This window comes from Nocardioides sp. CPCC 206347 (assembly GCF_048654605.1).
GTDB lineage: Bacteria > Actinomycetota > Actinomycetes > Propionibacteriales > Nocardioidaceae > Nocardioides.
Window position 1 is genome coordinate 330058 of record NZ_JBMCYZ010000002.1, and the last position, 12709, is coordinate 342766.

At 70.4% G+C, this 12709-nt stretch carries 14 protein-coding genes and 1 riboswitch; of the genes, 9 read left to right on the plus strand and 5 right to left on the minus strand.

The annotated features are described in order from the left end of the window. Positions 1-2 precede the first annotated feature (2 nt). The gene (locus ACOACQ_RS07800; RefSeq protein ID WP_378603040.1) at positions 3-590 is read right to left on the minus strand and encodes a hypothetical protein; all 588 of its coding nucleotides are present in this window, start codon (positions 588-590) and stop codon (positions 3-5) included. 139 nt (positions 591-729) lie between these two features. Here ACOACQ_RS07800 and ACOACQ_RS07805 point away from each other — a divergent pair, with 139 nt between their 5' ends. Further along, on the plus strand, positions 730-1260 hold the full coding sequence (locus ACOACQ_RS07805) for a hypothetical protein (protein ID WP_378603037.1): 531 nt from the start codon (positions 730-732) through the stop codon (positions 1258-1260). Then, a complete protein-coding gene (locus tag ACOACQ_RS07810) occupies positions 1257-2531 on the plus strand; it encodes a hypothetical protein (RefSeq protein WP_378603034.1) in 1275 nt (424 codons plus the stop codon). Before ACOACQ_RS07805 ends, ACOACQ_RS07810 begins: the two co-directional genes overlap by 4 nt. A gap of 3 nt (positions 2532-2534) precedes the next feature. Here ACOACQ_RS07810 and ACOACQ_RS07815 read toward each other — a convergent pair whose 3' ends face one another. Beyond that, a complete protein-coding gene (locus ACOACQ_RS07815) occupies positions 2535-3959 on the minus strand; it encodes an alpha,alpha-trehalose-phosphate synthase (UDP-forming) (protein ID WP_378603031.1) in 1425 nt (474 codons plus the stop codon). 94 nt (positions 3960-4053) lie between these two features. Between ACOACQ_RS07815 and ACOACQ_RS07820 the strand changes: the two genes are divergently transcribed. Then, the gene (locus ACOACQ_RS07820; protein WP_420288014.1) at positions 4054-5298 is read left to right on the plus strand and encodes a sensor histidine kinase; all 1245 of its coding nucleotides are present in this window, start codon (positions 4054-4056) and stop codon (positions 5296-5298) included. Between the two features lie 25 nt (positions 5299-5323). After that, complete coding sequence (locus tag ACOACQ_RS07825) at positions 5324-5986, plus strand: LuxR C-terminal-related transcriptional regulator (protein WP_420288015.1); 663 nt, start codon at positions 5324-5326, stop codon at positions 5984-5986. Here the strand turns inward: ACOACQ_RS07825 and ACOACQ_RS07830 are convergent. Continuing rightward, the gene (locus ACOACQ_RS07830; protein ID WP_420288016.1) at positions 5965-6981 is read right to left on the minus strand and encodes a Gfo/Idh/MocA family protein; all 1017 of its coding nucleotides are present in this window, start codon (positions 6979-6981) and stop codon (positions 5965-5967) included. The genes ACOACQ_RS07825 and ACOACQ_RS07830 overlap by 22 nt on opposite strands. 131 nt (positions 6982-7112) lie before the next feature. Between ACOACQ_RS07830 and ACOACQ_RS07835 the strand changes: the two genes are divergently transcribed. From ACOACQ_RS07835 to ACOACQ_RS07855, 5 genes are all read left to right on the plus strand, one after another. Further along, positions 7113-7427, plus strand: a complete 315-nt coding sequence (locus tag ACOACQ_RS07835; RefSeq protein WP_378603022.1) for a DUF3263 domain-containing protein — start codon at positions 7113-7115, stop codon at positions 7425-7427. Between the two features lie 65 nt (positions 7428-7492). Further along, a complete protein-coding gene (locus ACOACQ_RS07840) occupies positions 7493-8008 on the plus strand; it encodes a LytR C-terminal domain-containing protein (RefSeq protein ID WP_420288017.1) in 516 nt (171 codons plus the stop codon). Between the two features lie 118 nt (positions 8009-8126). Further along, entirely contained in the window at positions 8127-8969 is an 843-nt protein-coding gene (otsB, locus tag ACOACQ_RS07845; RefSeq protein WP_378603016.1) for a trehalose-phosphatase, read from the plus strand. Positions 8970-9045: 76 nt separating this feature from the next. Beyond that, positions 9046-9191, plus strand: a riboswitch (SAM riboswitch). Positions 9192-9203: 12 nt separating this feature from the next. After that, positions 9204-10490, plus strand: a complete 1287-nt coding sequence (gene thrC / locus ACOACQ_RS07850; RefSeq protein WP_420288018.1) for a threonine synthase — start codon at positions 9204-9206, stop codon at positions 10488-10490. A gap of 28 nt (positions 10491-10518) precedes the next feature. Next, positions 10519-10797 (plus strand): MoaD/ThiS family protein, encoded by a 279-nt coding sequence (locus ACOACQ_RS07855; RefSeq protein WP_378603006.1) that lies wholly within the window; start codon positions 10519-10521, stop codon positions 10795-10797. Between the two features lie 21 nt (positions 10798-10818). Here ACOACQ_RS07855 and ACOACQ_RS07860 read toward each other — a convergent pair whose 3' ends face one another. After that, on the minus strand, positions 10819-11037 hold the full coding sequence (locus ACOACQ_RS07860) for a hypothetical protein (protein WP_378603003.1): 219 nt from the start codon (positions 11035-11037) through the stop codon (positions 10819-10821). Positions 11038-11100: 63 nt separating this feature from the next. Continuing rightward, positions 11101-12690: an acyl-CoA synthetase gene (locus ACOACQ_RS07865; protein WP_378603000.1), complete on the minus strand. Its 1590-nt coding sequence runs from the start codon at positions 12688-12690 to the stop codon at positions 11101-11103. Positions 12691-12709 lie beyond the last annotated feature (19 nt).

The following is a 12709-nucleotide window of genomic DNA, read 5'->3' on the forward strand; positions in this document are numbered from 1 at the left end:
CGTCACTTCCACTGGATCGAGGCCAGCACGGACTCGATCCATGCGCGCGTCCGCGGGTCCTTCTTCGGGAAGTGGAAGGTGATGTCGAATGAGTGGCGCGCGTGCATGGTTCCGAAGGTGTAGATCAGCTGGCCGTCCTCCACCGTTTCCGCGGTCCAGCCCTCGATTCCGTCCACGACCCGGTTCTTGCCGCGCTTCTGCGGCGGGTCGTACCCGTCGGAGTCGGTGCTGATGTCGAAGTCGACGTCGAGGTCGTCCTCGCTGCGGCCCGCCTGCAGCGGGAGGACGGAGGTGGCGACGTCGAAGGCGTTGAGGTCCTCGTCGTACGTCGTCGCGCTGAGCCCTTCGCGGCCGAGCTCCCACTCCGCGTCGGCGGGCAGGTGGAACCTGAAGACGTCGTCCTCGACGAGCGGGCCGGTCGCCGGTGCGACTCCCGTGCTGCTCGAGGAACCGTCGCTCGGAATCGGCGTCGCGGACGTGGACTGGGGCGCCGGCGTCGATGGATCGGCGTCGGGTCCGTCGCCGTCCTTGCATCCCGAGAGCAGCAGCCCTGAGACGACGAGCAGGGCGACAAGAATCCGATTGGTCACGATGCACCACCTTCCGAGATGTCGGGATCACCCTAGCGAGCCCTAGAATCTGGACGGGCAGGTGTTTGCTCGACGTCAGCGCGGGTAGGTCGCGTTGACACCGCCACCTTCGGCGGTTCTCGGATGGAGGGATGCCCACGTGTTGCCTGAATACTTTGCGGACTTCACCGCTGCCGCGGTCAAGGCGTCCCCCACCGGGTTGACGATCGTCGAGGACGCCATCGAATCGGCCGTCAGCTCCATCGACAAGCAGTTGGGCAAGCTCGACCACCAGAAGTTCGGCGCTGACGGATTCATCGCGGTCTCCGCCTTCGGCGCTGCCGACAGGTCGCCTGAGCTCGCCCTGCACCACACGCGTGCCCATGCCGTCATCGAGAAGACCTTGATCGGCGTGAAGGAGGACCTGGAGCGGTTCCGCGCGGCCTGCATCGAGGCCCGCGCGCTGATCGTCGGCGCTGACGAGAAGGCCGGCGACGACTCGAGGCTGCTGGTCGCGCGCGTGCTTGCCGAGGGAACCACGGGCAACTCCGGCGACGCGGCCTACAACAACGCGGTCCACACCGAGGCCGACGCGGTGCCCACGGAGGAGAACCCGAACGCTGAACCCCCTGCCGGCCACGAGGGTGCCCCGGTCGGCAAGAACGTTCCGAACACGGAGGACTTCCAGTGACCGGCCAGCACATCCAGAAGCTGCTGAAGGCGACCGCTGCTTCGGACCACGAGAAGTTGCGCGATTCCCGCAAGGCCTGGGACGAGGGCTACCACGCGCTCCTCGACCTCAGCGAGACCCTCGCCGACACCGCCCGCGAGGTCGAGCGGGGCTTCGCTGACGGCGTCGCGACTGACGTACAGGGCACGGCTTCCCGGGGCCGCATGGCCTTCGAGACCTTGCGTGACGACGTGGTCATCCCGCGCCGCGACCAGATGCAGGCCGCCGCCAAGGTGCTCCGTGTCGCCGCGGCGCGGCTCAAGGCCGCCGAGCTGGCTCGCGTCGACATGCCCGACTCACCGCCCGGAGACCTGCCGCCACGGCCGTCGTCGTACGGCACCGAGGACGACATCGACGCGGTGCGGGCCCAACGCGCCTACGACAACCAGGTGACCGCCCACAACACTGCCGTCTCCGCCTACGCCGATGCCGACGAGAAGGCGCGCGTGAAGCTCCAGGAACTCGACGACGCGTACGCCGAGGCGTCGGTCGTGCTCGCGAAGATCCATGGTGAGCCGGTGTACCCCGAGGACCTCCCGCCGCCCGGCGACCCGGGTCCGGGCGGACTCCCGGTCGGCCCTTCCGGAGGCCACCGCCCCACACCTGTCGTCCCTGGTCCGCCGGGGGTGTCGACCGGTCACCCGCACCCGGTGCCGATCGTCGATCCCGGGCCGGGCCCCGGACCCGGTCCGGGTCCCGGACCCGAGCACCACTCGCCGGGACCGGTGGGGGGCACGCTGGGCAACCCCGGTTCCGGTCCGAACCCGGGCGGGGGTGGCGGACTCGGCATCAACCCGATCATCGGTGGTGGCATCGCGGCCGGCCTGTTCGGCGGTCCCGGTCTGGCCAACGCCGTTCGCGGCGCCCTCGGCGGACGTGGCGGCTTCGGGTCCACCAACGGCACCATCGGGTCGACGACCCGCACGGGAGGCGCAGGCACGCTCGGCCGTTCCGGCGGTGCCGCTTCCCCGGGCACCCAGGCCGGCCGCAGTGGTGGTCGAGGCGGGGCCACGGGCGGCGCTCGTTCGGGTGCCGGCGGTCGTGGTGGCGCGGGTGCTCCGGGCACGGCCGGTGGCCGCGGTAGGGGTGCCGGTGGCCGCGGAGCGGCAGCCGCAGGTGCCGGTGGTCGTGGGCGCAAGGGCCGTGACGAGGAGGGCCGCGATCGCGACCTCTTCGACGACGGCAGTGACTGGATCGACGACGAGGGCGTCGGACCCGACGTGCTCGGCTGACCGTCAGGAGCGAGTGGCGGGCAGCACCGACTTCGAGTGCTGTCCGTCCTCTGCGAGCTCGATCATGAAGCTGTCGGCCCACGCCTTCACGTCGTGCTGGGCGATCTGCTTGCGCATCGCCTTCATCCGGCGGGTGAGCTCCTTCGGCTCGGCCTGGTAGGCCTCCAGCAGTGCGGCCTTCATGCCGTTCATGTCGTAGGGGTTCACCAGCCAGGCCTGCCGCAACTCGTCGGCTGCCCCCGCGAACTCCGAGAGCACCAGGGCTCCGTCCTCCTCGGTGCGGCAGGCGACGTACTCCTTGGCGACGAGGTTCATGCCGTCGCGGTACGGCGTCACGACCATGATGTCGGCGGCGCGGTAGAGCGCGGCCATCTCCTCGCGGGGGTACGACGTGTGCAGGTAGCTGATCGCCGGCGTACCGATCCGGCCGAGGTCGCCGTTGAGCCGGCCGACCAGGCGGTCGATGTCGTCACGGAGGTTGCGGTAGTGCTCGACCCGCTCGCGCGACGGCACCGCGACCTGCACGAAGACGGCGTCGTCGACGGTCAGGTGGCCGTCGCTGATCAGCTCGCCGAACGCGCGGAGCCGGGCGTAGATGCCCTTCGTGTAGTCGAGGCGGTCGATGCCGAGGAAGATCCGGCTCGGGTTGCCGAGTGCGTCCCGGATCGCGGCAGCGCGTTCGGTGACGGCCTCGGACCGGGCGAGCTCCTCGAAGCCGGCGGCGTCGATCGAGATCGGGAAGGCCGCGGCCCGCACCGTGCGGCCGTCCGGCAGGTAGACGAGGTCGCGGTGCGTCTTGTGGCCGACCCGCTGGCGCACCAGCCGGATGAAGTTCTGCGCTGCGCCCGGCAGCTGGAAGCCGACGAGGTCGGCGCCGAGCAGGCCCTCGAGGATCTGGCGACGCCATGGCAGCTGCTGGAAGAGCTCGGCCGGCGGGAACGGGATGTGCAGGTAGAAGCCGATCCGCAGGTCCGGGCGTAGCTCTCGGAGCATCTGCGGCACCAGCTGCAACTGGTAGTCGTGCACCCACACCGTCGCACCCTTGGCCGCCAGCTCTGCGGTCTTCTCGGCGAAGCGGCGGTTGACCTTGACGTAGGAGTCCCACCACTCACGGTGGAACTCCGGCTTCGCCACGAGGTCGTGGTAGAGCGGCCACAGGGTGCCGTTCGAGAAGCCTTCGTAGTGCTCCTCGATCTCCTCGGCGCTGAGCGCCAGCGGCACCAGCTGCAGGCCGTCGACCTTGAACGGCTTGAGGCGCTGCTCGGAACCACCCGACCAACCGACCCAGACGCCGTCGTGGGCCCGCATCACCGGTTCGATGGCGGAGACCAGGCCGCCGGGTGACGGCCGCCAGGTCGTCTTCCCGTCGCGGTCGGTCACACGGTCCACCGGAAGGCGGTTGGCGACGATCACGAGGTCATGGGCCACGACCCCAACCCTAGTGGTGCGCCCGGCATGGATCTGCTGAAGTGTCGGGCTGGCTGGATGGTGGCGCGCCGCGTACGTTCCTAGCGTGGAGCCCATGAACCTGTTCCGACGGCTCCTCCTCGACTCCGGCTACGCGCTGACGTCCCTCCTGCTCGTGGTCCCCGCCTTCAGCCTGGTGATCGCCGGCCTCGCCGCCGGCGTCGGCACCCTGGTGGTGGCGGCCGTCGGGCTGGCCCTCCTCGTGGCGACGTCGTACGTCGCCCGCGGGTTCGCGACCGTGGAGCGGAGCCGGTTGCGGTCGATGCTGGGGATGTCGGCCCCGCAGCCGTCGTACCTCCGTCCGGTGGCGGGTGACGGACGGATCCGCGCGTTCCTGACGCCGTTGCGCGACGTGCAGACCTGGCTCGACGTGCTGTGGTGCCTGCTGTCGCTGGTGACGGGCCTCTTCGCGTTCGCGGTGACCGTCGGGTGGTGGGCGCTGACGCTCGGCGGACTGACGTACTGGTTCTGGCAGCGCTACATCACCTTCGACGCGGACAGCAAGACGCTCGCGGAGATCCTGGGCTTCGGCGAGGGCCGCACCCCGGAGTCGTTGCTCAACCTGGCGATCGGTGTGGTCGCGCTCCTCACCCTGCCGCTCGTCGTACGCCTGGCGGCCGGCCTGCACGCCTCGGTGGCGCGGGTGATGCTGTGTGGCCGGGCGGAGCTGCTGACCCGGGTGGACCGGGTCGAGGCGAGTCGCGAGTCCGCCCACCGGGCCGAGGCGCACTCGCTGCGCCGCCTCGAGCGCGACATCCATGACGGGCCGCAGCAGCGCCTGATCCGGCTGGGGATGGATCTCGGTCGGGCGAAGCTCCAGCTGGCTGACGACCCGGCGACGGCGGCCGCCACACTCGACTCCGCGGTGGCCCAGACCCGCGAGGCGGTCGAGGAGCTGCGGGCGCTGTCGCGGGGGATCGCGCCGCCGTTGCTGGTCGACCGCGGCCTGGACGCCGCCCTGCGGGACATGGCGTCGGGACAGCAGATCCCCGTCGAGGTCACCGTCGAGGCGCCCGACGACCTCCCGCTGCCCGTGCAGACGGCTGCCTACTTCGTCGTCGCCGAGGCGCTGACCAACATCGCGAAGCACAGCCGGGCCGTGCGCGCCCACGTCGGCGTGCAGGCGTCGGGGGACCGACTGGTCATCACGGTGGACGACGACGGCCGCGGCGGCGCCCACCTCACCGCGGGGCGTGGGCTCGACGGACTGCGCCAGCGGCTCGACGGGGTCGACGGCTCCCTCAGCGTCGCCTCGCCCGACGGCGGGCCGACCCGGCTGCGTGCCGAGGTCGCCCTGTGAGGACCAGGGCAGTGGGGATGGCGCCATGAGGATCGTGGTCGCCGACGACTCGGTGCTGCTGCGCGAAGGCCTGCAGCTGCTGCTCGTCGAGGCGGGGCACGACGTCGTGGCCTCCGTGGCCGACGGGCCTTCGTACGTCGAGGCGATGCTGCGGGAGCGACCCGACGTCGGCATCTTGGACGTCCGGATGCCGCCGAGCCACACCGACGAAGGTCTCCGGGCCGCGGTCGCCGTACGACGGGCCTGGCCGGAGGCGCGGATGCTGGTCCTGTCGCAGTACGTCGTCGTGTCCTACGCCGACGACCTGCTGGCGACGGGCGAGGCCGGGGTCGGGTACCTCCTCAAGGACCGGGTCAGCGAGGTGGGGGAGTTCCTCGCCGCCGTCGAAGCGGTCGCCGACGGGGGCACCGCGCTGGATCCGCAGGTCGTGCGCCAGCTGGTCAACCGGCGCAGTGACCCGTTGACGGCCCTCACCCCGCGCGAGCGGGAGGTGCTCACCCTGATGGCCGAGGGGCGGTCGAACGCGGCCGTCGCCGAGGCCCTGACGGTGACCCAGGGTGCCGTCGAGAAGCACACCCAGCGGATCTTCGCCAAGCTCGGGCTGTCTCCTGACGACGACCAGTCGCATCGCCGGGTCCTGGCGGTGGTCGGCTTCCTGCGCGCCGATCAGGCCGGGTCGTCGGGGTAGGCGATCCCGCAGCTCGCCCGCAACGCGTCCATCTGGCGCAGCAGCGTGAGCGTCTGGGCGTGGGGAACCAGCGGGCTCTCGCGGAGTCCCTCGCGCAGGCAGCGGCCGACCTCGATGATCTCGTTGCCGTACCCCACGCCGACGACCGGTTCGGTGCCGGTGAGCACGGTGGGTTCCGATCCGCGATCGCGCGGGACGAAGACCGCCTGCTCGGGGTGGTGGAACTCCGGGCCGAGCTCGATCCTGCCGAGGTCGGTCGCGATGGCGGCGCGGCGTGAGGACCACGACGTCATCGATGCATTCATCGTGGCGAGCGCCCCGCCGGGGTAGCGGCCGGCGATCGCGATGTCGAGGTCGACACCGGTGTCCGCCATGACCGCCTCCGCCGACAGCGACTCCGCCTCGCCGAGCATCAGGTGGGCGAGGGTCAGTGGGTAGATGCCCATGTCCAGCAGGGCTCCGCCGCCCAGCTCGGGGGCGAACATCCGGTCGGTCAGCGGCGCGTCGACCCGGAACCCGAGCTCGGCCTGGAGCTGGCGTGGTGTGCCGAACCGGCCGGCGGTGAGCTCGGTCCGCAGCTGCCGCACCACCGGGTGGCAGGCCATCCACATTGCTTCCATGAGGAACCGGTCGTGGGTCCGCGCGAGCCGGACCATCTCCTCGGCGTCGGACGTGCGCAGGGTCAGCGGCTTCTCGCACAGGACGTGCTTGCCGGCCTCGAAGGCGGCGCGCGCGCCGGCAAGGTGGAGCGCGTGCGGCGTGGCGATGTAGACCACGTCGACATCGGGGTCGGCCAGCAGGTCGTCGTAGGTCGCGTGGGCGCGGGTCCGGTCGTCGCCGTACTCGTCGGCGAAGGTGCGGGCAGGGCCGATGGTGCGCGATCCGACCGCGGCGAGGCGGGCTCCGGGGACCATGGCCAGGTCGGTGGCGAAGGTGCGCGCGATCTTGCCGGTGGCGAGGATGCCCCAGCCGATGGTGTCGGGGGCGTCGGCCATGGCTGCGAGCCTACCGGCGCGTCCGAGCGCCGGAAGGGGTCGAGACCCGCCGGGGCGGACCGAATGACATGCGTGTGATTCACCCGTTACAGTGGGTGTCAAGCAGGTTCGCCCATTGTCGAGGAGACGCCATGAACGCCGAGCGCAGCCCCCAAGGGGCCGACCTCACTTCGGCTGTCCCCGCGGTTGCCGTCGGAGGCCTCAGCGACCGCGACGCCGCCATTCTCGAGTTCGAGCGCCAGTGGTGGAAGTACGCCGGCGCCAAGGAGAGCGCGGTGCGCGAGCAGTTCGACATGAGCGCGACCCGCTACTACCAGGTGCTCAACGCCCTCATCGACCGTCCCGAGGCGCTGGCTGCCGACCCGCTCCTCGTCCGTCGCCTGCGCCGCCTCCGCTCGCAGCGCCAGCGCCAGCGTTCCGCGCGCCGCCTCGGCTTCGAGCTGTAATGACAGGTCCGAGCGTGTCTTCGGTTCGAGAGGACGAGCAAGCTCGCCCGACATGCTGCCGGACGATGGCCTCGCACCGGACCCAGCGCGGCGCCGTCCTCCCGTCCCCGGTGGTGCTGCTCAGCATCCTTGCCGTCGCCCTCGCGGCGATCGCGTTCGTCGCCACCCGCGGCGGCGAGCCCGCCGAGCGTGACATCTCGGCCACCAAGGCGGCCGCGACGCCGACCGACACCGCGACGTCCAAGGACGCTTCGCCGACGCCGACCCCGACGGCCCAGGAGAAGCCGAAGCCCAAGCCGGTGGTTCGCGCCGACCACTCGATCGTCGTCTTCAACAACACCTCGATCAAGGGCCTCGCCGCGCGGGTGTCCGAGAAGGTGAAGGACGCCGGCTGGACGGTGGTCGCTGCTGACAACTGGTACGGCACGGTGCCCGCGACGACGGTCTACTACCCGAAGGGCAAGAAGGCGGCCGCACAGCTGCTCGCCCTCGACCTGGGCGTGGCCCGGATCAAGCCGGCCGACACCGACGCCGACATGAGCGCGACCAACCTGACGCTGATCCTGACCGGCGACCTCTGAGTCAACGGGCCGAGCGCGCCGCCGCCGTGCTGCCGGCCGGCCGCTTCTTTTCGCCGTTTCGGTTGAGATTTCACTCACCCGACACCGGCGCTGACCGTGCGCGTGGTGGGATGGAGTCGTGAGGTTCCATTCGATCGAGGGTGAACAGCGGTACGAAGCCCTGCTTCGTGTCGCTTCGCGCACCGTCGTCGGACTCGACTTCGACGGCACCCTGTCCCCGATCGTGGACGACCCGGCGCAGGCCCACATCCACCCGGACGCACCCGACGTCCTGGTCGAGCTGGCCGAGGAGGTCGCGGCCATCGCGGTCATCACCGGGCGCCCTGCGCGCCAGGCCCTCGACCTCGGCGGGCTCGAGGAGGTCGGCGACATCCTGCAGGCCGCGGGCAAGGAGCTCTTCGTGTTCGGCCAGTACGGCAACGAGCGCTGGAGCTCTGGCCGTCGCCGGATCCTGGGTGCGCGTCCGCCCCGGGGACTGGCGACCTTCGAGAGGGACCTGCCCCGCGCGCTGCGAACGGCGGGCGCTGCCGACGCCTTCGTCGAGGACAAGGGGCTCGCGGTGGCAGTGCACACGCGGCGCCTGCCCGACGCCGATGCCGCCTTCGACCGACTGCTCCCGCCGCTGCGCGAGCTGGCCCGGGTGCACGGACTGGTCCTCGAACCGGGTCGCTCGGTGATCGAGGTCCGCTCGGCGGGCTCCCACAAGGGCATGGTCGTCCAGCGGCTGTCGGCCGTCCTGGACGCCGAGGGCTTCCTGTTCGCAGGTGACGACCTCGGCGACGTCGAGGCGTTCGAGGCGCTCGACGACCTCGAGAAGCAGGGGATGGCGGCGCTGCGCGTCTGCTCCGCGTCGCACGAGGAGAGTGCCCTGATCGGCATGTCGGACGTCGTGGTGCACGGGCCCGCCGGCGTACTCGACCTGCTCCAGACGTTCGCCCGGGACGCCCGCGCACGTCGCTGATCTCACATCGTGGATCTCCGTCTCATCAGTTGGAATCTCGATTCGGCTGTGCCCTCGCCTCCCCCTACGCTGTACCTGCTCATCCAGAGGGACTGAGGGAACGGCCCTGAGAAGTCCCGGCAACCGCCGCGAACTCCCGGACGTGCCAGCGAAAGCTGATGCGGACGTCGCGGAAACGGTGCCAAATCCGACCGTCGCGAGAGTCGCGCGGGCAGATGAGAAGGAGGATTTCCCATGAGTGTTCTGACCGAGGCAGCTGAAGCCAGCGAGTCGACGAGCAAGCCCGGACTTCGCGACGGCGCCTTCGGGCACGCCACCAACCTGGCCTGTCGCGAGTGCGGCCACCAGGTCGACCTGGGCCCGTTCTATGCGTGTCCGGAGTGCTTCGGCCCGCTGGAGATCGCCTACGACTTCCCGGCCATCACCCGCGAGGAGATCGAGGCCGGCCCGGCCAACATCTGGCGCTACAAGGCGCTGCTGCCGGTCCCGACCGACATCGAGTCCAGCCCCAACACCGAGCCGGGCTACACGCGCCTGCTGAAGGCCGACAACCTCGGCCGCGAGCTCGGCATCACGAACCTGTGGGTGAAGGACGACTCCACCAATCCGACGAACTCCTTCAAGGACCGCGTCGTGGCCTGTGCCCTGAGCGCGGCCCGCGAGCTCGACGCCAAGGTCTTCGCCTGCCCCTCGACGGGCAACCTGGCCAACGCGGTCGCCGCAGCCGGCGCCCGGGCCGGGATCAAGACGGTCGTCTTCATCCCGAGCAACCTCGAGCAGCCCAAGCAGGTCAACTCGGCGATCTTCACCGAGAACCTCGTCGCGGTCGACGGCAACTACGACGACGTCAACAAGCTCGCTTCGGAGATCGCCGGCGAAGAGGAAGGCTGGGCGTTCGTCAACGTCAACGTCCGCCCCTACTACGCCGAGGGCTCCAAGACGCTGGGCTACGAGATCGCCGAGCAGCTCGGCTGGCGCCTGCCCGACCAGATCGTCATCCCGGTCGCCTCCGGTTCGCAGCTGACGAAGGTCGACAAGGCCTTCCAGGAACTGATCAAGCTCGGCCTCGTCGAGGACAAGCCCTACCGGATCTTCGGTGCCCAGGCCGAGGGCTGTGGCCCCGTCGCGACCGCCTTCAAGGCCGGTGTCGACGCGATTCGTCCGGTCAAGCCGGACACGATCGCCAAGAGCCTGGCCATCGGCAACCCCGCCGACGGCATCTACGTCCTTGACATCGCGCGCCGCACGGGCGGCAGTGTCGAGGAGGTCACCGACGACGAGATCCGCACGGGCATCGTGGACCTCGCCCGCACCGAGGGCATCTTCACCGAGACTGCCGGTGGCACCACCGTCGCGGTCACCCGCAAGCTGGTCGAGACCGGCCAGCTCGACCCGAACCTCGAGACCGTCGTCATCAACACCGGCCACGGGCTGAAGACGCTCGACGCGATCTCCGGCCAGGTCGGCGCCGCAGCCACCATCGCTCCGACCTACGCGGCCTTCAAGGCCACGGGTCTCTGATCCCCCACCCCCGCAGCAAAGGAACACCATGAGCGTCAGCGTCCGGATCCCCACGATCCTCCGTACCTACACCGGCGGCGACTCCGAGGTGAGCGCCACCGGCGCCACCGTCGCGGAGATCCTCGACGACCTCGACGGTCGCTTCGCCGGCATCAAGGGGCGGATCGTGGACGAGGACGGCAAGCTGCGCCGCTTCGTCAACGTCTACGTCAACAACGACGACGTTCGCTTCGAGCAGGACCTCGCGACCCCGACGCCGGACGGCGCCGAGGTCTCCGTGATCCCTGCCGTCGCCGGCGGCTGCTGAGCGCGAACGGCCGCGAGGCCGCTACATCATTCGCGTTGCGAGGGCGACGGCGATGATGACGCACACGAGTGCGACCAGGGACACGGCAGCGAAGTAGGTCGCGTGGACCTGCAGGCCGTTGCCCTGCCCGCGGTGGCGGGTGAGGTCGGCATCGCGACTGACGATGGCGGACCTGGCGATCGCCTGGGGTGAGAGCAGGTGCCTCCGAAGAGGCCTGGCGGACTTTCCGGAATCGGTCATGCCAGTGATTCGGAGCGGCTCACCGGATCGCTTGGTCGCGCCGGGCCAGGAACAGGGACGGATTCAGCCGAGCAGCTCGGTCGCCAGGCGAGTGCTCGCGGCATAGTCGACCTTGCTGACCGGCGTCCGCGGGACGGCGTCGACGAAGAAGACGACCTTGGGGACCTTGTAGTTGGAGATCAGTGAACGGCAGTGGTCGCGGAGGTCGTCCTCGGAGATCGTGGAGCCGTCGCGGCGCTGCACCATCGCCGTCACCTGCTGGCCCCACCGCTCGTGCGGGGTGCCGACGACGACGGCATCGAAGACGTCGTCATGGCGCAGCAGCACGGCCTCGACCTCCTCGGGGTGCACCTTCTCTCCGCCGGTGTTGATGCAGACCGACCCGCGGCCGAGCACGGTGACCGTTCCGTCCTCCTCGCGACGGGCGAAGTCGCCCGGGATGGCCCAGCGCACGCCGTCGATCTCCTTGAACGTCGCGGCCGTCTTCACCGGGTCCTTGTAGTAGCCCAGCGGCACCGGGCCGGAGCGGCCGAGCATGCCGTCGACCCCCGGCGGGCACGGCTTCAGGTCGGGGTCGAAGACCTGCACGTGGTCGTCGACGCTGAACCGGGGTGCGCCAGCAGCGCCCTCGGTGCCGTCGTCGATCCGGGAACCGGTCGCGCCGGACTCGGAGGCGCCGTACGAGTCGAGGATGAAGCGGCCGGGCAGTGCTTCGCGGATCTCGGCGCGGACACCTTCGGACAGGGGAGCGGCACCGTTCGACACGGCGGCCAGGCTGGAGAGGTCCCAGCGGTCGGGCTCGGCGAGGATCGCCTCGGCCACCGGTCGTCCCATCGCGTCCCCGAGGAAGGTCATCGACACGACCTTCGCCTTCTCGACCAGGTCGAGAATCTTGGCGGCGTCGAAGGTGGGTTCGGTGTAGAGGGCGATCGTCTGGCCGGCCACGTGGCCGTTGCCGAGGATCCACTGGCTGCCGCCGTGCATCATCGGGCCGCAGGCGAGCAGCACCATGGGGTTCTCGACGGCGATGGCCTCGGCCGCCAGCTGCTCGACCGAATCGAGCGGAGCGCCGTAGCGGGCGGCGTTGAGGGCGGCGCGGATCAGGTCCTCGTTGCGCCACACGACGCCCTTCGGGTTGCCGGTCGTGCCGCCCGTGTAGAGGACGTAGTGGTCATCTGCGGAGCGGCCGGTGATCCGGCGCTCGGGTGACGCGGCGGCGAGCGCGGCGTCGTACTCCTCGCCGAGGACGACGAGGTGGCGCAGGGTCGGGGTGTCGAGCTCGGCCAGTGCGTCGACGTACTCCGGCGCGATGATCGCGGCCACGCAGTCGGCGTTGTCGTAGAGGTACGCCAGCTCGTCGCGGAGGTACTTGAAGTTGATGTTGATCGGCACGGCCCGCGCCTTGAGGCAGCCGTAGAGGGCGTCGACCCACTCGATCCGGTTGGTGGCGTGCACCGCGACGTGCTCGCCCGGCTGGATGCCCAGGCCGACCAGGTGGTTGGCCAGTCGTGTGGAACGCTCGTCGATCTCCGCGAAGGTCCAGACGCGGTCGGCGGTGACGACTGCGGCCCGGTCGGGAACGGCGTCCGCCATCACCTCGATGACGTCGGCGAGGTTGATCGGACGTGCGGCGGTCACTGTGGTGGGGGTCACACGGCACAGGATGCCAAAC

Bases quoted from the DNA above. Each gene is read 5' to 3' on its own strand.
- ACOACQ_RS07855 (WP_378603006.1), top strand. From the start codon at position 10,519: ATGAGCGTCAGCGTCCGGATCCCCACGATCCTCCGTACCTACACCGGC.
- ACOACQ_RS07825 (WP_420288015.1), top strand. From the start codon at position 5,324: ATGAGGATCGTGGTCGCCGACGACTCGGTGCTGCTGCGCGAAGGCCTG.
- ACOACQ_RS07835 (WP_378603022.1), top strand. From the start codon at position 7,113: ATGAACGCCGAGCGCAGCCCCCAAGGGGCCGACCTCACTTCGGCTGTC.
- thrC (WP_420288018.1), top strand. From the start codon at position 9,204: ATGAGTGTTCTGACCGAGGCAGCTGAAGCCAGCGAGTCGACGAGCAAG.
- ACOACQ_RS07820 (WP_420288014.1), top strand. From the start codon at position 4,054: ATGAACCTGTTCCGACGGCTCCTCCTCGACTCCGGCTACGCGCTGACG.
- ACOACQ_RS07840 (WP_420288017.1), top strand. From the start codon at position 7,493: ATGGCCTCGCACCGGACCCAGCGCGGCGCCGTCCTCCCGTCCCCGGTG.
- ACOACQ_RS07860 (WP_378603003.1), bottom strand. From the start codon at position 11,037: ATGACCGATTCCGGAAAGTCCGCCAGGCCTCTTCGGAGGCACCTGCTC.
- ACOACQ_RS07830 (WP_420288016.1), bottom strand. From the start codon at position 6,981: ATGGCCGACGCCCCCGACACCATCGGCTGGGGCATCCTCGCCACCGGC.